The following is a 22,505-nucleotide window of genomic DNA, read 5'->3' as shown; positions in this document are numbered from 1 at the left end:
GTGGTCTTATGAAGATACTTAGCATAATAGGTACAAAAGGCACTGGTAAAACAACACTCGTAACAAAGCTAATAAAAGGACTAACCAATAAGGGGTATAAAATTGGCACAATAAAACATGCACATGGAAGATTTGACTTTCCAAGTAAAGACACTGGAAGACACAGGAAAGCAGGGGCAAAAATAGTCATAGGAGCGGGAAAAGAAACATTTTTTCTCTCCCCCAAAGAAAAGAACATTAAATGGATAATATCAACCATCCCAATTATAGAAGAAATCGACTTCCTAATCATTGAAGGATTCAAAAAAATGGAATTCGCCAACATATCCACATCCATAGAAAATGAATTCACCATAAAAAAAGTAGACCCATTCTCCCTCACAGATGAAGAATTCAACAAACTACTCCAGCTAATAGAAAAAAGAACCTACGGCCTCCTACTAGGCCTAAATTGTGGAAAATGTGGATTCGAATCCTGCAAAGAATTTGCACAGGCAAAAATTAGAGGAGACGCAGATGACATTAACTGTAAAAGCCAATTCAAAAAGGCAATGTTACGTATAAATGGCAATCCAATACCACTCAACCCCTTCGTACAAAAAATCATGTCAAAAACCATCAAGGGAATGGTAGAATCCCTACAAAGAGAAGAAACCGAAATCAACAAGATAGAGATAATAATAAAATGATGAAAATGAAAATCTATGACAACTACAACAGACCGGTAACATCATTAAGAATCTCAATAACCACAAAATGCAACTTAAATTGCTTCTATTGCCATAGAGATGGTATAATCCCCAGTTCCCGAGAAATGACAGCAGATGAAATAGAGAAAATATGTGAAGTCGCATCTCAACTAGGTATAACCAAAATAAGATTATCAGGCGGCGAACCATTACTCCGAGATGATATAATCACAATAATAGAGAAAATCAACGCCATAGGATTCAAAGATATAGCAATCACAACCAACGGCATTCTACTCGAGAAATATAGCAACAAACTTAAAAAAGCAGGCCTCAACAGGATAAATGTAAGCCTTGACACATTAAACCCCACTACATACAAGTTCATAACAGGAAAAAACCAACTAGAAAAGGTTAAAAGGGGTATAAAAAGTGCTGTGATGGCCGGTTTATATCCCATCAAAATTAACATGGTAATAATGAAAGGTATAAACTCCCATGAAATCTGGGAAATGTTCCAATTCTGTCGCCAACAAGGAGCCATCCTCCAACTCATCGAACTTTTAGAAACAGAACAATGTTCCAACAATGGCCTTGAAAAATACCATTACAATTTTGTCAAAATTGAAAAAAAACTTGCAAAGATAGCTGATAGAGTAAAGACCAGGAATTTCATGCAAGACAGAAAAAAATATTATATTGATGGGGGAGAAATCGAGATAGTAAAACCTATGGATAATACACGATTCTGTGAAAATTGCACAAGGATGAGAATAACACCTGAAGGCAAACTAAAACCATGCCTTTTGAGAAATGACAATCTTATTGACGCAAAACAAGCACTTCAACAGGGAAACCTAGAAAAGCTCCGCCGACTATTTATCGAAGCGATAAAACGGAGATGCCCATATTATTTATCAAAAAAATAAAATATTAACTAAAAAGGTAAACAATATACTCCACCATCCCAGAAGCTGCTGTCAATGAGACCATACCTGAAAAGCACGTAACCAGTTGCCCCACCCTTTAATGAGGCCATTATATCAGATTCGAGCTCTGTCTTGGGAATCGGAGTTGCATTAGAATCTGAAATGTATGTTTGCAAGCCTGTCCACACTTCCTTGCCACCACACCTATCCTTTATATACCTTGTAACTTCCATTATCCATGTGGTGTTTTTACAGTAGTTGCCCTTGTATGCCATTGGGATTAACACGTCAAGGTATTGTGCAAGTTGAGCATAATCCTGTCCATAATAATATGCGTTCACACCTTTCTCTGGCATTAGAGCCGCTGAAACTAGGACATTTGGCTTTATGGACTTGACAGTTACATAGACTCTCTTTACTATCTCCGTTATAATATCAGTTGCATTAGGGAACTCGGAAGCATTTCCAGGATAACGGATGTAATCAAGGTGCACGCCACTTACACCAGGAATTAGATAACCTCTGATCGTGCCTATTAAATTGTCAATGTAAGTTTCATTTGTAGGATCGATCCATGTTCCGTTCTGTTGGAGGCAAATAACCCACGCATGTACTTTGATATTTGCATTTGAAGCCTTCTGGATAAAGTTTAGAAGCTTATCCCGGTACTCTTCATTAAATGCTAGTTGTCCAAGGAATATATCTGTTATACCTTTATTTTTCAACGCTGTAAAATCTATGTTCTCCATATCGTCTGTGTGAACCCATATACCTCCATGTGCCCTGGTAACATTAATGCTTACATTTGTTATTGTGACATAATTTGGCAGTCTTTTATAGGTGTTGTGGAATTTTATTATTCGGGCGTAGGCGTATATTAGGCTTTGGTAGTTCACTTTTCCGATTGTTGTTGTGGCGTAATTCGGTGATCTTCCATTGGCCTCCATGTACTTTTTGATGTTTTGTGCTGTTTGTAGGTATGCTGTTTTTGTGAGCTTTCCTGTCGCTGTAGTGCTTAGAATGCTTATTGGTGGACTATACTTGTTAATGGGTACTGTTGTTTTCTTGTTGATGTTCAAGTTTATGATTGTGGTTGTTGCTGCATACAGGTAGTCATCTACTGTAACATTTTTACCATTCACTAAGAACTTAAGTGGTAAATTACCATTTTGGGTTATGTAGTCTGTTATTTTTTTGGACACTGCGGATATTTCAGTGTATGATAACTGTGGTGTTGTTGGGGTTGGTGTATTGCTTGTTGGGCTTGTAGTGCTGATTTTCACGCTCTTTATTGTCACATAGTTTGGCAGTCTTTTATAGGTGTTGTGGAATTTTATTATTCGGGCGTAGGCGTATATTAGGCTTTGGTAGTTCACTTTTCCGATTGTTGTTGTGGCGTAATTCGGTGATCTTCCATTGGCCTCCATGTACTTTTTGATGTTTTGTGCTGTTTGTAGGTATGCTGTTTTTGTGAGCTTTCCTGTCGCTGTAGTGCTGGGGGGGTTCGGTGCTGGTTTATAATTGTTAGTGTTCACGCTTTTTTTCTGATTACTGTTCAAGTTTATTGTAGTGGTTGTTGCAGCATACAAATAGTCATCTAATGTGACGTTCTTACTATTCACTGTAACCTGGGATGGTATCTTACCTGTTTTCGAAGCCTGATCTGCTATCACCTTTGAAGCATTAGATACCTCATCATATGACAATTGAACCGCTGAAGCATTGCCAGCTAAGGTTAGCAGAATCGCCAAAAAAACACCAATTAACAATACTTTCTTCATACTCACACCATATATGAAAGTTGTATGTGAACACCCCCACGCCCTGATAGACCGGGGCTCCGTGAAGGGTTGTCCATATAATAGGGTCTTATCCACTCACCGGTAAGTTCACACCCCGATGTCTCCACAGACTCTGGGGAGTGTTTTCCTTGGAAGTAATATTTATTTTTTTGTATTGGAGGTATTTAAACTTAACTACTCCACCCACTTCTTGAAGAGGGCGAATCTTTCTTTTTTAGGAACTGAATAATAAACCACTTTCTGTAATCCCTATTTTGTTTAAACTATGTCACATTTTTGGGGGAAAATTATTAATAACAAAATAATAGTATCTAGTAGTAGCCCTGATAGTGTAGTGGATATCACGTAGGATTGCGGATCCTATCACCCGGGTTCAAATCCCGGTCAGGGCATCCAAACTCTCCTTTTATTTTGGCTGGGGTTATATAGTCTGCGCTTTTGATAAAAAATAGCTTTTTTACCCACTCATCATGGTATAAATCCTATGCAAATGGATGAAGCAGCCATAGAGAAAGAAATAGAGGAAAAAGTCTCATCATGGTATAAATCCTATGCAAATGGAGGATAACACTGGTGAGATAGAATGTGCAGCCTATGAACTCATCATGGTATAAATCCTATGCAAATGGCCATTATAGCACCATCTCGGAATGTACATCGACAACCTATATAAGCCAAAAAAGACAATCTATTAATAAAGCACAAGGATAGACTTTTCAAAATTACAAGGGAGATCAATGAGACCCCCCTAAAACATGGTTGTTAGCGTAATGACAAGCCAAAAACAGCGAATTAATCAGAAAAGATCTGGATTCTGGATACTCTAAACACTTATTATGGGGGGATTATTCATCTGGTTGTGATAAAATCATTCCAAAAGGTGGTTCCAGATGGAAACCGAATATTTGATTATCGGCTTGGTAGGTTTGGCTGTTTTGACCGTTGGGTATACCTTTTTTCAAACGGCAAGTCAAAATACCATGTTTTATAATAGTAGCATGTTAGATACAAACAATTCAACTAAGAATAGTCAAGTAAATAGTTCAGATCATGCAAGTAATTTAGATGAGGGAAGCAGTTCAGATCATGCAAGTAATTTAGATGAGGGAAGCAGTTCAATTCAGGGGACCAGTACAAGTCATAGGCCCAGCTCAGATATGGAAAATAATTTAAATCGAGATACTAGCGATACAGGTGATAACGAAATAGAAGAACCAGTTATAGTAGAAGTGATAGACTAAATATCACTAGGAAAACACCTCCCCCTTTAATTGTTAACATGCCACAGTATCATTTTGATGCCAAATTTTTCCCAGACGAAAAGGAACAGTGTTAAAGACAGCTAGAATCTACAGGAGATGACCAGATCTAGGAAAATATATATTATGCATGCCTTGATATTGGATATCACCCATGATTGCAGATCCTACCAAGGCTCAAAGAAATCATTTATGTGATTTTCATGGTATCCTATTTTAGCCCAGAAATTGAAACGATGGATCGTGACGATATTGATGCGATAGTAGAAGAACGCATTCAATACACGATCAGATATGCATATGAAAACGTCCTATTCTATAATAGATGGTTCCAAGAGCATAAAATAAAACCTTCGGATATAAGGTCCCATGAAGATTTGAGGGAATTGCCAATCATAAATGGAGGAACCGTAAGGGAAAATCAACCTCCAGAAACTGAAAAGTTCGAGTTCAAGGCCACTTCTTGGGAGAACATCTTCACAATACATGAGACGAGCGGTACAAGTGGACGTCCAAAGTCTTTTTTCCTAACATGGGATGATTGGCAGCGTTATGCAGAAAAATATGCGAGGGCTTTTGTATCCCAAGGCTTTGATTCAGGGGATAATGTTGTTATCTGCGCATCTTATGGGATGAATGTCGGCGCTAATACAATGACTCTTGCAGCGCACAAGATCGGCATGACAATAATCCCAGAGGGTAAATGCACATTCCCAGTGCGTATAATAGAAAATTATAAGCCAACAAGTATAGTTGCCAGCATATTCAAACTTCTAAGGCTTGCGAGGAGGATGGAGGATCATGGCCTTGATCCTAAAGAATCTAGTATAGAAAGGCTAGTTGTTGGTGGTGAAAGCTTCGCACCAGAGGCGAGAGAATACCTAGAAGAGATCTGGGATGTGGATACCTTCAATACTTATGGTAGTACTGAGGGGACAATGTGTGGAGAATGCAGAGAAAAGGATGGATTACATGTTCCAGAAGATCTTGTCCACCTCGATGTTTATGATCCACGCCTCCAAGATTTTGTCGAGGATGGTGAATGTGGAAGGATAGTCCTCACAACACTCCTCCCAGTAGGAGAGAAGACAGGAATTCTACTTTTAAATTATGACACTGAGGATACCACAGTTGTGATATCAAGGGACAAATGCAAATGTGGAAGAACACATATGCGTATAATGAGCCCTGAACGCGAGGCAGAAACGATATGGGTAGCTGGCCACCCATTCAATAAAGTGGATGTTGAAGCAGCAGTATTCCAGAGGGAAAGCATGGAATATCTCACCGGAGAATATGAAGCGTTCCTATATGGTGACGAGGACGAAGGACCTGTTACAATGCAAGTATCAGTTGAATGCAAAGAAATCGAAGAATGTGATAAGGACCTTATAAAGGAAAACTTCCTCAGAAGATTTTTCAAAGGAAAAAAAGAACTTTATCACACTTACCTAGATGGCACATTCGAGATACTATTCAACTTTAAGAATCCTGGAGAATTGGAATTTTACAAGATAAGGGGAAGACCAAAGAGAATAGTTGACAGAAGATAAACAATAGCTTATATAAAGGCAATTATAAATTAAAGGGAGCTTCACCTGATTAAACCCGTGTAACTAAAGGCCTAACACGTGAATCAGATTAGAATGGGTATATGCGCAAAATTAAATGTGAGTGACGGGATTTTGTGAAGGAGTCCTTATCCCTTTCCGCTGTCACCGCGGACTTGGAAATTTAAATGTCCCCCTTGGAGGGGGGATCTGCAGGGGGGATAACCTCTAATGATCGGAGGAGATAAATGTTAAACGCTGAAACCTATGTAACCAAAGGCGTTGGTACAGGTGGCAAGATTAGAGTAAAATATGAAGATTTTTATGTGGAGGAAATCCCACTTGTCCAACCAAGTGGTCAAGGGCCTAACACTTGGATTTGGATGGAGAAAAAGGGTAGAACAACCCTGGATGTTCTATTAGATATTGCAAGGGAGTTAAGTTTGCCACGTTGGAGGATGGGTTTCGCAGGGATGAAGGACAAGATGGCAGTCACAAGACAATGGATATGCATAAGTAACATCGACCCAGAGGATGTCAAGGGATTAGATGAAAAGTTGCATAATGTTAAATTCCTTAAAATAACCCGACACGAAAAGAAGTTAAGGATGGGACAATTAATCGGTAACAGATTCCGTATAAGGATAAGAGGTGTGAAACCCTCTGCTAAAGAAGAAGCAGAGAGCACACTCCAAGAACTATCAAAAATTGGAGTGCCCAATTATTATGGCTGGCAACGTTTCGGCACCCCAAGGGCCAACACACACCTTGTAGGCAAGGCTATAATCTTCGGAGACCTTAAAAGTGCTGTGGACTTATATATAGGCAACCCTTATGACGACGAACCAGAAAATATAAAGGAGGCGAGAAGAGCATACGATATGGGAGAACTGGAAAAAGCCTATGAGATGATGCCACCGAGCATGAGATACGAGCGCATGATGCTCAAAAAGCTTATAAAAGAAGATAAAAGAAGGGGAGGCCTTACTGAGGAGTCTTATGCTCGTGCAATACAAACATTACCAAAGCCTTTAAAGAGGATGTTTGTCCATGCATATCAATCATATCTATTTAACAAAGTTGTAAGTGAACGTGCAAAATTCGGTATCAACAAGTATATGCCGGGGGATATTATAGTTGACAACCACCAACATATCATATATGACAAAGAACCTATAAAATTGGATGAAATGATAAAAAAGTTTGAGGCCCATCCAACAGCACCATTATATGGTAGTAAGGTTCCCCTCGCAACAGATAAAATAGGTGAAATCGAGAGAAGGGTTCTTAAAGAGGAAGGGATAACCTTAGACCTTTTTAAATGCGATAAAATGCCCCAATTGGGCAGTCATGGTATCCGCAGACCCATAAGATTCAAATTATGGGATGCTAAAGTTGAAAGAGTCACTGATGGTTTAATTGTAGAATTTTCAATTCCGAAAGGATCTTATGGGACATCAGTACTTCGAGAAATCATGAAAAAAGAAATATAAGGTTTTGAAGATGAATATAAAGTGTAGGGTTTTATCAGAGGGTGTGGGCCGTGGAAAGGCTCTTGTATCCCGTGAACCTTTAAGTTTTCTTGGTGGTGTGGACCCTAAAACAGGAACTATAATAGATCCTAGACACCCCTTATATGGTGAAAACCTTAAGGATAAGATCCTCATAATCTCTGGAGGCAAGGGATCTACTGTAGGCTCATATGTAATATTCCAATTAGCAAAGAATGAGAAAGCGCCAGCAGCGATCATATGCAAAAATGCGGAGCCTATAATAGCCACTGGGGCTATAATGGCAGGCATACCCCTAGTGGATCAGCCAGAAAAAGACGTTATGAAGATCATAAAGAATTCCATGGAAGTTGAAGTCGACGGCTATTCTGGTATTATCAAAACCATCCCATAAATCGATTCGCTGCTGATATGACCCCCCATAAATACTTACATATAATGCTAACATATTAACATCTGGGTGTTCTTTCATGAATAATCTAATAATTAAAGGTGAAATAATAGATTTAAAAGCGCATAATCATTTTAAGGGTTCAATATTGGTAAAGGGGGATACAATTGAATCTATTTCAACCAAAGACGAAAGTGGAGCCCATGTAATTGATGCAGATGATTATTTCATCCTCCCAGGTTTTATAGATGCACATGTACATATCATGGAAAAAGGTTTTAAATTAGAGGATAGGATAGAAACGCCCCTATCATTCTATTTTTATAATGCTATCAATAATATGCGCACAACCCTCAACACAGGAGTCACCACAATAAGGGACGCGGGGATGGCGGATTTTGGAGTTAAACTCGCCTCAGAAGAGGGTATAGTCCCGGCACCTAGAATGCAGATAAGTGTGGTCCCCATTTCAACAACAGGCGGCCATTTCGATTTTCACATGAAATCAGGTTTAAATATTGAACTTAAATATCCTGGATTACCTAGCAGCATATGTGATGGCGCATCTGAGGTGAGAAAAAAGACTAGAGAAATTTTAAGGGCCGGAGCAGATGTTATAAAGATAATGGCCACTGGTGGGGTGATGAGTGCCAATGATAGACCTGATGACACCCAATTCACCAAGAAAGAGTTAAAGATTATGGTAGATGAGGCTCGTTTCAAGGGTAAAAAAACCATGGCCCATGCACACGGACTTGAAGGTATAAAAAATTGTATAAAAGCCGGTATAAATTCAATAGAACATGGAACCTACATTGACAAAAAAACAGCGGCTGAAATGCGGGATAAAGGGGTTTATCTCGTGCCAACGCTTCTTGTAACGGCGGAACTTGCCAGGGAAGCCAAGAAAGGTGAACTTCCAAGTTACACTAGGAATGATGCTATAGAAGTCGCCAAGGTTCATAGGGAAAATATAGAGGTTGCCTACGAAGAAGGTGTCCAATTAATCATGGGCACCGACTCAGGGGTTATAGAACATGGCAAGAACCTCAAAGAACTTTCATACTTATCCAAGGTTGGGATGGAGCCCTGGGAGGTCCTAGAATCTGCCACTTTAAAAGCGGCGGAGTGTATTGGATGGGATGATAAGATAGGGAGCCTTGATAAGGGCAAACTTGCAGATATTATAGTTGTGAAAGAGAACCCCCTTGAAGACATAGAAAGCCTCGCAAACCCTGACAACATACTCCTCGTAGTAAAAGATGGTAAAATATTCAAAGATCTTTTAAGGATATTATGAAAATTAATATTAGAATAGGTGGGATGAGCTGCGCAGGGTGCGCTCTAAGAATAGAAGAAGCACTTAAACAAATCAAGGGTGTCAAGGAGGCTAATGTAAACTTTGCAACAGCGAAAGCCACTATAGAATACGATCCCCAAGAAACCAGGATTAAAGACATAGAAAAAGTGATAAAAGAGACAGGGTATCAAGTTTTAAATGATAAAATTCAGGTTAAAGTAGGTGGTATGACTTGTGCAATGTGCGCTAAGACAATAGAATCAGGATTAAAACAACTTGAGGGTATAATAGATGCTACAGTGAACCTAGGAGCTGAAGCAGCATACATAGAATATAACAGGGACCTAATATCCATAGAAGATATCAAAAAAGTCATAGAAGAACTCGGATACCAATTCCTGGGAACTAAAGGGGAAATAATTGATGAAAAGCTTTCAGAGGATCTTAAATCTAAAAAGAGAAGGATAATAGTAGGTTTAGGGGTTTCGATACCCCTTATGATCATAATGTACTCCAGGATAGAATTTCCATTTATGAACTATATAATATTCATAGTGTCGATTTTACCCTTCTTATATGTAAGCTATCCAATATTCAATGCCGCGCTACGTTCACTCAGAGCTAAAACACTCAACATGGACGTCATGTATTCAATGGGTATCGGAGTCGCATTCACTTCCAGTGTACTAGGCACATTTAATATCCTATCACAAAATTTCATCTTCTATGAAACCGCATTAATGTTAGCAGCCTTTTTAACACTTGGAAGATACCTTGAGGCAAGGGCTAAGGGTAAAACATCCGAGGCTATAAAAAAATTGATGGAACTCCAACCAGACACTGCAACCATACTTAAGGACGATATGGAAATAGAAGTGCCAGTAGAAACTCTAAAAGAGGGTGATATATTAATCGTGAAAACTGGAGATAGGATACCGGTAGATGGTATTATCATTGAAGGACAAGCACACATTGACGAGTCTATGGTAACAGGAGAACCAATCCCTGTATTCAAAGATAAAGGAAAGAGTGTAGTGGCAGGCACCATCAACACTGATGGCATCATAAAAATCCGAACAACACATACAGGGGAAGAAACTTTCCTGGCAAAGATCATAAGATTGGTGGAGGAAGCTCAAGGGTCTAAACCCCCATTACAGAAGATAGCTGATAGAGCAGTGTCATATTTTATACCCACACTTCTAATAATAGCATTCACAGCTTTTTTATTCTGGTACCTTAAAGGCATGGGACTATTATTCTCTTTAACAGTCCTTATATCCACGTTAGTAGTGGCATGTCCATGCGCCCTTGGACTCGCAACACCAACAGCAGTCACGGTTGGTATAGGCAGGGGCGCGGAACTCGGTATTCTCATCAAAAAAGGCGAAATACTAGAAGTTTCTGAAAAAATAAAGACCATACTCTTTGACAAAACAGGGACGCTCACCGAGGGCAAACCATACGTCACAGATATAATACCTCTAAAAGGAGACGAAAAAGATATCCTACAATTAGCTGCTAGCATCGAAGCCAATTCAAGACACCCCATAGCCAAAGCAATAGTTTCAAAAGCAAAAAACATACCCCATATCAAAATTCATGAACTTAAGCCAATCCCTGGAAAAGGTCTAGTAGGATCCACCAACTCCCATAAAATCATAGTAGGTAATATAAGTTTGTTCAAGGACAATAGAATACCATTAGACAATATTAAGGGTATAATATCAAAATTACAGGAAGAAGGTAAAACCATAGTATTAGTTGCCAGGGACCAGGAGCCCTTAGGGATCATCGCAGTCTCGGATAAAATAAAAGAAAATTCCCCAAAAGCCATAAAGGCCGTGGAGAAAATGGGCCTAGAAACAGTTATGGTAACTGGGGATAATCCTATAACAGCGAATATTGTGGCAGAGAAACTGGGAATAACTAGGGTACTCTCACAAGTCCTACCAGAGGACAAAGTTAATATAGTCTCCAAGATGCGCGAAAATGGTAGTGTAGCATTTGTTGGTGATGGTATAAATGATGCTCCAGCTCTTGCAGCAGCTGATGTTGGAATCGCCATTGGAAGCGGTACAGATGTTGCGATAGAAGCAGCTGATATAGTATTGGTGAAGGATGATCCGGTCGATGTCCCCGCAGCCATGCAATTATCCCATAAAATTGTCTCACGCGTCAAATGGAACATATTCTGGGCTTTTGCATATAACATGATCCTCATACCAGTAGCAGCCGGCCTACTTTATCCAATATTCAAATTAACATTCAGACCCGAATTCGCAGGCCTTGCAATGGCATTAAGTTCAGTGACGGTTGTGTCACTGTCATTACTTCTACGATCCTATACTCCACCAATAAAAAGAGAATAAGATTATCCACTCCCTATTATTGGGGGGGGGATCCTAGAACCATTCTCTTGATTTTTTGAGCACGTTTTCAACTATTTTGATGGCAGAACCTATGTATGTGTAAGGATCCATGATATTTTCAAGTTCCTCGCGGCTTAGATATTCTCTTATTTCCTTTTTTTCTCCTACAACTTTTATAAAGGGTACTCTTTCCTGGTTGGCTTTTATTGCACATTCTCTCACGAGACGATATGCTGTTTGCCTTCCCATACCCCTCTTAGCTAATTCTGCCATTAATCTTTCTGCCATTATAAGACCATTTGTAAGTTTAAGGTTCTTTTCTATATTCTCATCAAAGAATACAAGATTCTCTATTAAGTTCGTGGTTAAGTGTAGGAGGTAGTCTGTTAATATACATGATTCTGGGAATATTATACGTTCTGGGGATGAGTTGGTGAGATCCCTTTCATGCCAGAGCAGATTATTCTCTAGTGCAGTTATCACATGTGAACGTATAACCCTAGCCAGGCCACATATACGCTCTGCAGTTATCGGGTTCATTTTATGGGGCATTGTGCTGCTTCCAACTTGTTTTTCAGGGTCGAATTTCTCACCCACTTCCATGATCTCCGTCCTTTGAAGGTTACGGATCTCCAAGGCTATCTTGTCGAGGGTCGTGACAATATTGGCCAATACCATGATAAATTCGGCATGATTATCCCTTTGGATGACCTGATTTGATATTAAAGCCGGTTCCAGGCCAAGCAACCTGGAAACTTTCAAGTGTACTTTCAAGCCCTCTTCGCCAAGGGCTGCTGTGGTGCCCACCGCCCCAGTCACCATACCTAAACATAATCTTTTCTCGGCCGATTTTAACCTTTCAAGGTTTCTGTGCATTTCATCAGCCCAGAGGGCAAATTTCATACCATAGGTTGTGGGTAGTGCGTGTTGGCCATGTGTTCGGCCAATGCAAACCCTTTTCTTGTTTTCATCCGCCAATTTTAAAAAGAGTTTTATTAATCTGATAATTTTTTCTTTTAGGATTTTTATGGATTCTTTAAAGAGTAGGGAATTTGTCGTGTCTATTATGTCGTTTGAAGTGGCTCCAAAGTGTATGTATTCTCCTGCATCGCCTTCGCATTGTTCTGCCAGCGCTTTTATTAATGCTGCAATGTCATGCTTTGTCTCCTTCTCGATTTGGTTCACTCTTTCAAGTTTCACATACTTTGTGTTGGCTTTTCTTTTTATCTCTTCCGCAGCATATTCTGGTATGATTCCTAGGCTGGCTTCTGCCTCGGCTATAGCCGCTTCCACATCTAGCATTTTTTGTAGTTTGTTTTCAGCATCCCATACCCTTTTCATCTCTGGTGTGCCGTATCTGAATTCAATGGGGTGGATCGCCATCAGATCACCGAAGAGTTTAACCTGAGAACCTGAGCAATAGACAGAATACAGCTAGTATTATACTCATTGCAACTACTTGTTCCGGTGTGAGCTTAGGACCCTTTGTCTCTTCCTCAAAATATCTTACAAGGCCAGCGCCACTTGGTGGAAGCGTTTTTTTATCCTTTTTAGCCATTTTCTGATCACCCCGATAACCTTCTGTAGAAATTTTATATCCCCCTATAATATAATATTATCTGGGAGGATCAAAAAAAATCATCTTTTTAGGGTTATAAGTATGATGGAGTATTTTAATGAATTAGAGAAAGAGACGAATAAACTTTATGATATAGCCTATAAAGCCAGGGCTAAGGGCCTAGATGCTTCGACAGAACCTGAAATACCACTTGCAAAGGACCTTGCAGAGAGGGTTGAAGGACTAGTAGGACCTGAGGGTGTTGCCCAGAGAATCAAATCCCTAGAAAAAGAGTATAGTAGGGAGGAGATAGCGTTTAAGATTGCTGCTGAGATAGCATCCCAGCGGATAGATGAAACAGACGAGGACAGATTATGGTCCAGGAGGCAAGAACTTGCTGATCAAGCCCTGAGAACAGCCCTTGCAATACTAACAGAAGGTGTTGTAGCAGCACCCCTAGAAGGAATCGCCAAGGTAACTATCAAGAACAATTTTGATGAATCAAATTACCTGGCAGTATACTTCGCAGGGCCTATAAGGAGTGCTGGAGGGACTGCATCAGCATTAGCAGTTCTAATAGCAGATTATATAAGGATAAAGATGGGATTGGATCGTTACAAGCCAACTGACAGGGAAATAGAACGTTACGTGGAAGAAGTGGAATTATACGAATCAGAAGTGACAAACCTACAATATTCCCCAACCCCGGACGAAGTGAGACTAGCCGCTGAAAATATCCCAGTAGAAGTCACTGGGGAGCCAACAGACAAGATAGAAGTTTCACACAGGGATCTTAAACGTGTAGAAACCAATCACATCCGTGGAGGAGCCCTACTTGCGATGGTAGAAGGAGTCATCCAAAAAGCCCCCAAGGTGCTTAAATACGCCAAGCAAATGAAACTTAAAGGATGGGATTGGCTAGAGGAATTCTCAAGAACTCCAAAATCCGATAAAAATGATGAAATCACTATAAAAGCCGACAGCAAGTACATAGAAGATATAATCGGGGGAAGACCAGTCCTAGGATGCCCATCAGAAAAAGGAGCGTTCAGACTAAGATACGGTCGTTCGAGGAACACAGGACTAGCTGCCATGGGAGTGAACCCAGCTACAATGGAACTTTTAGAATTCCTAGCAGTAGGGACGCAGATGAAAATTGAAAGACCGGGAAAAGGCAATTGCGTGGTGCCAGTGGACACAATCGAAGGACCAATAGTCAAACTCAAAAACGGGGATGTAATCAAAATCGAAACAATCGAAAAAGCAAAGAAAGTCAAACCAGAAGTGGAAGAAATACTATTCCTAGGCGACATGTTAGTGGCCTTCGGAGAATTTTTAAGGAACAACCACATACTAATGCCCGCAGCATGGTGCGAAGAATGGTGGATACAATCAATCCTCAATTCAAAAAAGTATGATGCCAGAGAAGACCCCCTAAACTTTAAAAGATTCAAGGGCCAGTGGAATAAGATAAAATTAGATGCAAAGGAAGCATTCAAGATCTCTATGGAATATGATGTGCCATTACATCCCCGCTACACCTACTTCTACCATGACGTTTCCACAGAGGATCTTAACAACCTCTACGAGTGGCTACAACATGGAAAAGAGGAAAAAGGCAGACTAAAATTGCCACTAGCACCACCAAAGAGAATACTGGAGATACTGGGAGTCCCACATAAACTCAGAAAAGGCAAAGTTATAATAGGAGCCGATGACACATACGCACTCCTAAACACCCTCAAAAAACCCCTAGAAAATGGGGAAGACCCGATTAAGGCAATAAACAAAGTATCCCCTGTGAAGATAATGAAAAAAGCTCCCACTTATATTGGGGCGCGCGTCGGAAGACCCGAAAAAAGCAAAGAAAGGAAAATGCGCCCAGCACCCCACGTACTATTCCCAATAGGCAAACATGGCGGCAGCCGAAGAAACATCATCGACGCAGCTAAAAAAGGAAACATTAGAGTAGAAATAGGCCGTGCAAAATGTCCCAAATGCAAAATAAGCTTCATGCAATCAAAATGCCCACAATGCGGTGAAAAAACAGAGATGGGCAAACCAAGCAAAAGATCCATAAACCTCGTGCAACTTTTAAAGAACGCCACCGAAAGCATGGGAGTCCGCAAACTCGAAGAAATAAAAGGAGTCGAGGGGATGATATCCCACGACAAATTCCCAGAACCACTAGAAAAGGGTGTTCTAAGGGCCAAGAATGATGTTTTCACCTTCAAGGACGCTACAATAAGACACGATTCCACAGACTTACCACTCACCCACTTCAAACCCTCAGAGATTGGTGTGACCATAGAAAAATTAAAAGAACTGGGATACAAGACAGACTTCCAAGGCGAACCCCTAAAAGATGAGGACCAGATAGTAGAATTGAAAGTCCAAGACGTAGTAATATCCAAGGAATGCGCCCATTACCTCATGAAAGTTGCATCATTCGTCGACGACCTCCTAGAAAATTTTTACGGCCTTGAAAGATTCTATAATATCCGAGGACAAGAAGATCTAATCGGGCACTTAATAATCGGATTGGCACCCCACACCTCTGCAGGAGTCCTAGGGAGGATAATAGGATTCACTGAAGCATCAGCATGTTATGCACACCCATACTTCCACTCAGCCAAGAGAAGGAACTGTGACAGTGATGAGGATGCCATAATACTACTATTAGATGCCCTGCTCAATTTCTCTAAAACATACCTTCCAAGTAGTAGGGGAGGGAGCATGGACGCGCCACTTGTCATATCATCAAGGATAGACCCTGAAGAAATCGATGACGAATCACATAACATCGACACAATGGATTCATTACCACTAGCATTCTATGAAAAAACATTAGAATATGCAAAACCATCAAAGGTTGCTGTCCTAATTGATAATGTTAAAAAACGTCTCGGCACACCAAGACAATACAAAGGACTAATGTTCTCCCATGACACCTCAAATATCAATTCAGGACCTAAAACCTGCCTATATAAAATGTTACCTACAATGAAAGAAAAGGTCAATTCACAGATCGAACTTGCAGAGAAAATAAGGGCCGTAGACCAGCGAAGAGTGGTGGAGGGCGTTCTAATCTCACATTTCCTACCAGATATGATGGGGAACATCCGAGCATTCACAAAACAGAAGGTACGATGTACAAGATGCAACAGGAAATACAGGCGAATACCACTAACAGGAAAATGCAAATGTGGCGGGAACCTTGTACTAACAGTATCAAAGGGTTCAGTCATAAAATACTTGGAAATATCAAAGGAACTAGCCGGAAAATATCCCATCGATCCATACCTCATGCAGAGAATCAACATACTCGAATTCGGCGTGAACTCCCTATTTGAAAGTGACAAATCCAGACAAAGTTCACTGGATTTGTTCCTCTAAAACCCCCCATAAAACGCACAATGGCACACAAATATATGAGTACAGAAAAAATTACATAATCAAGAAGCCATTTTTGTCTGGTAGCGCATGGCGCTTCTTGTGGTAATGCCAATAAACATCCTAACATTTCCTATTGTTGCAAGAACTCCAAAATTATGTCCAAATGAGGCATGGAAACACTACCCCCCATAAATTGGCTATTGTTTGACTAGAATATGCCCATACCAGAGAGGACTATCCTCTATATAATGTTCATTAGCCGAATGTAATAGTTGCCATGGTACACATCAGCAAAGACATTGGTATCCCTGTACATATCAGAGAAAATGAGTTTACCCGTCTAGTGGGGGGGTCTTGTCCTTACTGGCATGGTCATGCTCCCCCCCTCATAGGCTGTGGGGTCTATTGCAAGCAATGTGAGGATAGAAAAATAGTTTCGTCCTATTTGAGGAAATTTACCATATGTATAACTGGAATGTGTAATTGTTATAGTTTTTGGTGGCGGAGTTTATGTTATCTGCCTTTGACATTTCGGCATTTGATGCTATTGTAACAGATTCGATACCATCGTATACTGTCAAATTATATTTTATATTTGGGAATTTTGAATTTAAAAATCCACTCGCTATCTTGTTAGCCTCTGTTATGGCTTCTTCGCGGTTTTGATGAAAGTTAAGTTCGTGGCTGATCCTTTCAAGGATTGTGCCATTTCCTGTGTCATGGCTTGCCATGAGGTCCATGATATCCTCTGCATTATAGTTTTCATTTCTATATTCTGATGGGAGATAATGTTTTAATGTTAAAAAATGTGTTAAGGAGGCTGTCATTATTATGAGTATGGTAAGTGCGAATATAGCATCCAAGGTGTATATGAAACCTCTATTTTCCATTTCGTATAGCCTCCACTACTTTCCTCTTTTTTTCTATGGCCTTGGATGTTGCCTCTTCTACTCTTTTTTTCATTTTGTCAAAGTTTTCTGGCGTGTTCTCGCCCACTACTTTTTTTATCTTGGTATATGCTGCTTCTCTAAAAGCGGGTTCTAGTCTGGTTTCTCTGTTTTCACCGATAAGAATGGGCTCCCCAGTGTCTGTGACTTCGCCTATTTCATCTATTTTGACGCCAGCACCCTCTATTATGTCTTTGATGGTGTCTGAGATTTCTTCGGGTGCTATTATCATGAGAGAGTCGATTGAAACCCCTAGAGGGTCTATGTCAAGTTTTCTGAGCATTTTAAGGACTTTGGGGTTTATCATGGCCATGATTTTATCTTCATGGAGTTCTAGGCCCACTCCAGTAGTTGATGAAATTTCATGGGCGTCTCCTCGCAGCCCTCCATTGGTGACGTCAGTCATGGCATGGATTTCCCCTAGCATGTTAGCTTCCATGAGGGCTTCTGAGGCTTTTATGAAATTTATATCCATTGTTTCCCATACTACGTCGAATAGTCCATGATAGATTGCAGTGGTGGTTATGGTACCCCCACCAGACCCTTCTGTTAATAGTATGGTGTCCCCTGGTTCTGCTCTTTTTCTGGCGGTTGGGGGGTGCTCTGATACTCCTATGGCCCCCACTGCACTTACTAGTCGGTCACCTAGTACCATGTCTCCACCAACGCGTAGCGTGCTCCCTGCAACGATAGGGACATTTACAAGTTCTGAGACGGCCGCAACCCCCGCTGTGAAATCCAATAGTTTGCCCACATCACCGTCATCTGCGAGATGTAAATCGCTTAGTATTGCAAGTGGCCTGGAGCCCATGACGCATACATCTCTTAGAGCTGCTCTTGTAACATGGAATCCTCCCAGGAAGGGGTATTCGCTGAGACGTGAGTGTATACCATCAACTGCAGTTGTAATATAGACTGTGTCTCTTTTTATGGGTGTTTTAACAACACCCCCATCATCTTGGGCTGTGGGTGTTATATATGCTTTGGTATTTGTGCTCGCGACTATATCCGCTATTTTCCGGTGGACGAAGAAGTCACCAGCCCCCCTGGAACCTACGCCCATTTCGCCCATGCTTATCCCTGCTCTGGGGAACTTTATAATCTCTTTAAGGAAATCGTCTTCTTCCTTTTCTATTTTTAGGGTGTGGTTGACTTCTTCTATAACCGCCTCTGCCAATTTCAAGGCTGTGTCCTTGTTAATTTCTTTGAATTCGAGTATACGCTCAGCTAGGATGTACTTTAATCCTTCTTGGTCTATGTTGCGTCTTACAAATCCTTCTATGTCCATATTTGATCACTTATTTTGAGAATTCGATGAAATTTTTAAGCATTTTTAAGCCGGCCTTCCCACTTTTCTCTGGGTGGAACTGCGTGGCGAATATGTTGTTTTTCCATAAAACTGCGGCCATTTCTATGTGATAGTCTGTTGTGGCTACTATAACATTTTCTTTGATTGGTTTGGCATAATATGAGTGTACGAAGTAGAAATATTCGTCTTCTAGTCCTTCTAGTATTGGGCAATTATTTGTTATGTTTAGTTGGTTCCAGCCCATGTGGGGGACTTTTCCAAGGGGTGGGATCCTTATAACTTCTCCAGGTATTATGTTCAACCCTTGGATGTTGGGGCTTTCTTCACTTTTTGTAAGGAGGAGTTGTAATCCTAAACAGATGCCCAGGAATGGCTTATCATCTTCTATATGTTTTATTATGGCGTTTTTGTAGCTTTTGAGGTTTTTCATGGCTTTGCCGAATGCCCCCACCCCTGGTAGTAATATGGTCTCTGCCTTTTCTATTTGCTTTTTATCTTTTGTAATTTTTACCTGGCCGCCTACTTTTTTGAGGGCGTTTTTTATGCTTCTTAGGTTTCCGCTGCCATAGTCTATAATTGTTATCATTACCATCGTTCGTAGAAGTCTTTTATTCTTATGGTGTCTTCTAGGTGGGGTGTTGAAACCTCCTGTAATAGGGTGTTTTCCATTGCTACTATGGAATGTGGGGTTTTTGGTTTGATGCGTATGGTGTCGTTTTTGCTGAAGTATTCTTTTCTGTCTTTGAATTCAATGTATCCTGAGCCTTTTATTATGTACATTGTTTCATCTTTTTTCTTGTGATAATGGAATGATGTTCTGTAATCTTCTTTTATGAATAATTCTTTTGTGAGGTATTTGTCTGTGTTTATGAGGACTTTCTCATAACCCCATGGTTTGTCTTCTCTGTTCTTGTATTCTTTTCTTATCTCCTCAAGTTCCTTTGAGGTGTCGATGGCCATCCAGAATAGTCCATCCTCTTTGTAGAAACCGAGTTTGTTCTCTTTGGCCATTATTGGGAAAACCGTCTTTTCTATGTCCCCTTTTTCGAAGTCTCCGAAGTCTATTGGTTCCTTGGCAAAGTATACTCCAGCGTTTATATAATAGTCTAGTAGTGGTTTTTCTTTAAAGTCGGTTATTTTGTCCCCGCTTATCTCTACTATACCATAGGGTGATCTCATTTTTGTTATGAATATTGTCAGGGGATAATTGGATTTTTCGCCGAGGCGGACCATCTTTTTCAAATTTAAGTCCGCGACTACGTCACCATTTCTTATCACACATTGATTGTCATCGTCTATTGCTTCCATGCCAAGTTTTATGGCGTTTAATGTCCCGAGGGGTTCTTCTTCCTTCACATATTCTATCTTCAAGCCCTTGTATTCGTTACCGTAGCGTTCCTCGATTTTTTCGCTAAGGAAGCCCGTTAAGAGGTATACCTTGTTTATATCGGCACTTTTAAAGTCGAATAATTGTTTGTCGAGTATAGTGTAACCCTTTTTTATTTCTATGAGGGGTTTTGGTATTTTGTCTGTGAGGGGTTTTAGGCGTTTGCCAAATCCCCCGCAGAGTATCATGCCCACGGTTCTAACCATTTTAGATCACCTTTATATTCTCTCTTATACTTTTACCAAAATCTGATTGGACTATCTTATCAACTCCAAGGGTTTTAGCATGGGCGTCAAGTTCCGCGACAACATAATCATATCCCAGTTCCTTTAAAGGTTTAACGAGTCTTGGACCGTCGGTCACCGCCACTGATTTAACATCCAGTTCTTCTATGGGGACTGCATGTGGCACTCCACTTATAACAGCAAATTCAACATTTTCTTCCTTGAGGATTTCCCCTACTCTTTCCCCGGTTATGGGATATTCATCTAGTCCACCTGTAAGATAATCAATTTTAATTCCATTTATTTCAAGTTCAGATTTTATATTCTTTGCATGTTTCCTTATCCTTGGAAGTCCAATGTCATCTCGAAGATTGGCTATTATCAAGGGATTATGGTTTATTTTGGGTAATTTTAGTATATCAGCGAAAAGGTAGGCCGTCTCCTTTTTCGCATTTAACACCATAGCAACCCTTTCACCCTCTCTTAAACTTTTTAAGAATTCAAAGGCCACTTTGTCCTTATCATCACCTGAGGATGGTTTTATATATTCTCCACGGGCCATTCCACGAGTTTTCTCTATCTCAGTGGCCCTTTTAAGCATCCCTATCTGCCTTTTAGCTTCATTCCAACTTATTAGGTCGGACTTAGCAGCCTCCTCTAATACGATTATAGCCCCTTCTGTGTTGTCTCCTTCGCCAAAACCCCCATGAGATTCTACTGTAAGCACCTTCGCGGATATGTTAGCATTCTGAACGGCCTCTTTAAGGTCTTCACCTATTATCATACTCGCACAAGTCCCCACAACTCCCACAAGTTTTGGGGAGAACATCTTCTCCACTTTTTTCAGGGTCTCTTCCAGTTTTTCATGTGCACCGAATATGAAATCATTCTCAGACATTGCCGTGGTTAAAACCCTAACACCATCATTTTCAAGGAGTCTAGCAGTTCTGAAGCAACATCCTGTAGGTCCATGTATGACTATTACATCAACGTCAAGGTCTCTGAGGGTATAAAGGGATGCAGCTATTGGACTAGGCCTGGGATGCAATCACTTCCACCTCTTATACAATTTAAATTCATGTTATATGCGTCCATGGAAAAGGATAATTATACCCTTTTAGGAGTCTGTAAAATATTATAGGAGTATGAAAATAAAAAATCTTACCCTTGCAAATTTTATTGCGAGGCCTAACCGTTTCACGGTAGTGGTTGAAAAGGATGGTTATAAATTTAAGGCCCATTTAAGAGACCCTGGAAGACTGGAAGATCTTCTGAATCCAGGGAATAAGTTACTTTTAAAGTATATGCCGGTTAGTGGGGATCGTAAGACGCTTTTTGATGTTATAGCCGCTTTTAAGGATGGAGAATGGGTTATTATAAATTCTGGTTTACATAATGGTCTAGCCAATGAGATTATTGAATCCCATTTCATTAAAGAATTGGAAGGTTATAATGTCGTGAAAAGAGAATATAGTTTCGGCAAGAGCAGATTAGACTTCCTCTTAGCTCGTGATGGTGAAAAAATGCTCCTTGAGGTTAAAGGTTGCACGCTTTTAAAAGATGATATGGCGTTATTTCCAGATGCTCCTACTATTCGAGGTAAACGCCACCTTGAAGAGCTGATAAAGGCAACAGAATTAGGATTTAAAAGCTCGATACTATTCCTAATATTCAGGAGAAAGGCCAGGATATTTTCTCCTAATCATACTACAGACCCAAAGTTTGCGGAAATTCTTAAAAAATCTGTTAAAAATGGGGTTATAGTTATCCCAATCACTTTAAAAACAAAATTAAACAAGGAACTTAAAATAGAACCTGAAAAGAGAATACGAACCATCTTATAAAAAATTTGAATATAGAGGGGGGGGCGTGGTCCCCCAC

18 protein-coding genes and 1 tRNA gene are annotated in these 22,505 nt (G+C 40.2%); 11 read left to right on the top strand and 8 right to left on the bottom strand.

What is annotated here, in order from left to right:
* Positions 1-8 precede the first annotated feature (8 nt).
* Positions 9-689, top strand: a complete 681-nt coding sequence (gene mobB / locus ACZ5XX_RS01950; RefSeq protein ID WP_464585084.1) for a molybdopterin-guanine dinucleotide biosynthesis protein B — start codon at positions 9-11, stop codon at positions 687-689.
* A 5-nt stretch (positions 690-694) separates the two neighbouring features.
* On the top strand, positions 695-1,618 hold the full coding sequence (moaA, locus tag ACZ5XX_RS01945) for a GTP 3',8-cyclase MoaA (RefSeq protein ID WP_464586138.1): 924 nt from the start codon (positions 695-697) through the stop codon (positions 1,616-1,618).
* A gap of 8 nt (positions 1,619-1,626) precedes the next feature.
* On the opposite strand, the gene ACZ5XX_RS01940 is transcribed toward moaA, so the two are convergent.
* Entirely contained in the window at positions 1,627-3,399 is a 1,773-nt protein-coding gene (locus ACZ5XX_RS01940) for a pseudomurein-binding repeat-containing protein (protein WP_464585080.1), read from the bottom strand.
* Between the two features lie 341 nt (positions 3,400-3,740).
* Between ACZ5XX_RS01940 and ACZ5XX_RS01935 the strand changes: the two genes are divergently transcribed.
* The 7 genes from ACZ5XX_RS01935 to ACZ5XX_RS01905 all read left to right on the top strand — a co-directional run bounded on the left by ACZ5XX_RS01935 (position 3,741) and on the right by ACZ5XX_RS01905 (position 11,803).
* Positions 3,741-3,812 (top strand) — tRNA-Arg (locus ACZ5XX_RS01935).
* Between the two features lie 498 nt (positions 3,813-4,310).
* The gene (locus ACZ5XX_RS01930) at positions 4,311-4,661 is read left to right on the top strand and encodes a hypothetical protein (RefSeq protein WP_464585078.1); all 351 of its coding nucleotides are present in this window, start codon (positions 4,311-4,313) and stop codon (positions 4,659-4,661) included.
* A gap of 176 nt (positions 4,662-4,837) precedes the next feature.
* Positions 4,838-6,232 (top strand): coenzyme F390 synthetase, encoded by a 1,395-nt coding sequence (gene ftsA / locus ACZ5XX_RS01925; RefSeq protein ID WP_464585076.1) that lies wholly within the window; start codon positions 4,838-4,840, stop codon positions 6,230-6,232.
* Between the two features lie 245 nt (positions 6,233-6,477).
* A complete protein-coding gene (truD, locus tag ACZ5XX_RS01920) occupies positions 6,478-7,722 on the top strand; it encodes a tRNA pseudouridine(13) synthase TruD (protein WP_464585074.1) in 1,245 nt (414 codons plus the stop codon).
* 10 nt (positions 7,723-7,732) lie between these two features.
* A complete protein-coding gene (locus ACZ5XX_RS01915) occupies positions 7,733-8,134 on the top strand; it encodes a DUF126 domain-containing protein (RefSeq protein ID WP_464586135.1) in 402 nt (133 codons plus the stop codon).
* Positions 8,135-8,210: 76 nt separating this feature from the next.
* Positions 8,211-9,431 (top strand): metal-dependent hydrolase family protein, encoded by a 1,221-nt coding sequence (locus ACZ5XX_RS01910; RefSeq protein WP_464585072.1) that lies wholly within the window; start codon positions 8,211-8,213, stop codon positions 9,429-9,431.
* Positions 9,428-11,803 carry a heavy metal translocating P-type ATPase gene (locus ACZ5XX_RS01905; protein ID WP_464585069.1) on the top strand — a complete coding sequence of 792 codons (2,376 nt, stop codon included), beginning with the start codon at positions 9,428-9,430 and terminating at the stop codon, positions 11,801-11,803. Before ACZ5XX_RS01910 ends, ACZ5XX_RS01905 begins: the two co-directional genes overlap by 4 nt.
* Positions 11,804-11,836: 33 nt before the next feature.
* Here the strand turns inward: ACZ5XX_RS01905 and purB are convergent, their stop codons facing one another.
* Both purB and ACZ5XX_RS01895 read right to left on the bottom strand, forming a co-directional pair.
* Positions 11,837-13,186 (bottom strand): adenylosuccinate lyase, encoded by a 1,350-nt coding sequence (gene purB, locus ACZ5XX_RS01900; RefSeq protein WP_464585067.1) that lies wholly within the window; start codon positions 13,184-13,186, stop codon positions 11,837-11,839.
* A 16-nt stretch (positions 13,187-13,202) separates the two neighbouring features.
* Positions 13,203-13,361: a preprotein translocase subunit Sec61beta gene (locus ACZ5XX_RS01895; protein WP_112094508.1), complete on the bottom strand. Its 159-nt coding sequence runs from the start codon at positions 13,359-13,361 to the stop codon at positions 13,203-13,205.
* Positions 13,362-13,466: 105 nt separating this feature from the next.
* Between ACZ5XX_RS01895 and polC the strand changes: the two genes are divergently transcribed.
* Positions 13,467-16,757 (top strand): DNA polymerase II large subunit, encoded by a 3,291-nt coding sequence (gene polC / locus ACZ5XX_RS01890; RefSeq protein ID WP_464586132.1) that lies wholly within the window; start codon positions 13,467-13,469, stop codon positions 16,755-16,757.
* Positions 16,758-17,212: 455 nt separating this feature from the next.
* Here the strand turns inward: polC and ACZ5XX_RS01885 are convergent, their stop codons facing one another.
* Genes ACZ5XX_RS01885 through cfbD form a run of 5 tightly spaced genes read right to left on the bottom strand, consistent with a single transcriptional unit; the run spans position 17,213 to position 21,672 of the window.
* Entirely contained in the window at positions 17,213-17,647 is a 435-nt protein-coding gene (locus tag ACZ5XX_RS01885; RefSeq protein ID WP_464585063.1) for a hypothetical protein, read from the bottom strand.
* On the bottom strand, positions 17,637-18,992 hold the full coding sequence (locus tag ACZ5XX_RS01880) for an AIR synthase-related protein (RefSeq protein ID WP_464585061.1): 1,356 nt from the start codon (positions 18,990-18,992) through the stop codon (positions 17,637-17,639). The genes ACZ5XX_RS01885 and ACZ5XX_RS01880 overlap by 11 nt, the downstream gene beginning before the upstream one ends.
* 10 nt (positions 18,993-19,002) lie before the next feature.
* Positions 19,003-19,599 (bottom strand): imidazole glycerol phosphate synthase subunit HisH, encoded by a 597-nt coding sequence (hisH, locus tag ACZ5XX_RS01875; RefSeq protein WP_464585059.1) that lies wholly within the window; start codon positions 19,597-19,599, stop codon positions 19,003-19,005.
* A complete protein-coding gene (locus ACZ5XX_RS01870; protein WP_464585057.1) occupies positions 19,599-20,606 on the bottom strand; it encodes a sugar phosphate nucleotidyltransferase in 1,008 nt (335 codons plus the stop codon). The genes hisH and ACZ5XX_RS01870 overlap by 1 nt, the downstream gene beginning before the upstream one ends.
* A gap of 1 nt (position 20,607) precedes the next feature.
* Positions 20,608-21,672 (bottom strand): Ni-sirohydrochlorin a,c-diamide reductive cyclase catalytic subunit, encoded by a 1,065-nt coding sequence (cfbD, locus tag ACZ5XX_RS01865; RefSeq protein ID WP_464585055.1) that lies wholly within the window; start codon positions 21,670-21,672, stop codon positions 20,608-20,610.
* 97 nt (positions 21,673-21,769) lie between these two features.
* Between cfbD and sfsA the strand changes: the two genes are divergently transcribed.
* Positions 21,770-22,468, top strand: a complete 699-nt coding sequence (gene sfsA / locus ACZ5XX_RS01860; RefSeq protein WP_464585053.1) for a DNA/RNA nuclease SfsA — start codon at positions 21,770-21,772, stop codon at positions 22,466-22,468.
* Positions 22,469-22,505 lie beyond the last annotated feature (37 nt).

Source organism: Methanothermobacter crinale, from assembly GCF_055397825.1.
Note: the sequence above shows the minus strand (reverse complement) of the source record. Positions and strands in the feature narration are given on the sequence as shown.

Bases quoted from the DNA above. Each gene is read 5' to 3' on its own strand.
- mobB (WP_464585084.1), top strand. From the start codon at position 9: ATGAAGATACTTAGCATAATAGGTACAAAAGGCACTGGTAAAACAACA.
- moaA (WP_464586138.1), top strand. From the start codon at position 695: ATGAAAATCTATGACAACTACAACAGACCGGTAACATCATTAAGAATC.
- ACZ5XX_RS01940 (WP_464585080.1), bottom strand. From the start codon at position 3,399: ATGAAGAAAGTATTGTTAATTGGTGTTTTTTTGGCGATTCTGCTAACC.
- ACZ5XX_RS01930 (WP_464585078.1), top strand. From the start codon at position 4,311: ATGGAAACCGAATATTTGATTATCGGCTTGGTAGGTTTGGCTGTTTTG.
- truD (WP_464585074.1), top strand. From the start codon at position 6,478: ATGTTAAACGCTGAAACCTATGTAACCAAAGGCGTTGGTACAGGTGGC.
- ACZ5XX_RS01915 (WP_464586135.1), top strand. From the start codon at position 7,733: ATGAATATAAAGTGTAGGGTTTTATCAGAGGGTGTGGGCCGTGGAAAG.
- ACZ5XX_RS01910 (WP_464585072.1), top strand. From the start codon at position 8,211: ATGAATAATCTAATAATTAAAGGTGAAATAATAGATTTAAAAGCGCAT.
- ACZ5XX_RS01905 (WP_464585069.1), top strand. From the start codon at position 9,428: ATGAAAATTAATATTAGAATAGGTGGGATGAGCTGCGCAGGGTGCGCT.
- purB (WP_464585067.1), bottom strand. From the start codon at position 13,186: ATGGCGATCCACCCCATTGAATTCAGATACGGCACACCAGAGATGAAA.
- ACZ5XX_RS01895 (WP_112094508.1), bottom strand. From the start codon at position 13,361: ATGGCTAAAAAGGATAAAAAAACGCTTCCACCAAGTGGCGCTGGCCTT.
- polC (WP_464586132.1), top strand. From the start codon at position 13,467: ATGGAGTATTTTAATGAATTAGAGAAAGAGACGAATAAACTTTATGAT.
- ACZ5XX_RS01885 (WP_464585063.1), bottom strand. From the start codon at position 17,647: ATGGAAAATAGAGGTTTCATATACACCTTGGATGCTATATTCGCACTT.
- ACZ5XX_RS01880 (WP_464585061.1), bottom strand. From the start codon at position 18,992: ATGGACATAGAAGGATTTGTAAGACGCAACATAGACCAAGAAGGATTA.
- hisH (WP_464585059.1), bottom strand. From the start codon at position 19,599: ATGATAACAATTATAGACTATGGCAGCGGAAACCTAAGAAGCATAAAA.
- ACZ5XX_RS01870 (WP_464585057.1), bottom strand. From the start codon at position 20,606: ATGGTTAGAACCGTGGGCATGATACTCTGCGGGGGATTTGGCAAACGC.
- sfsA (WP_464585053.1), top strand. From the start codon at position 21,770: ATGAAAATAAAAAATCTTACCCTTGCAAATTTTATTGCGAGGCCTAAC.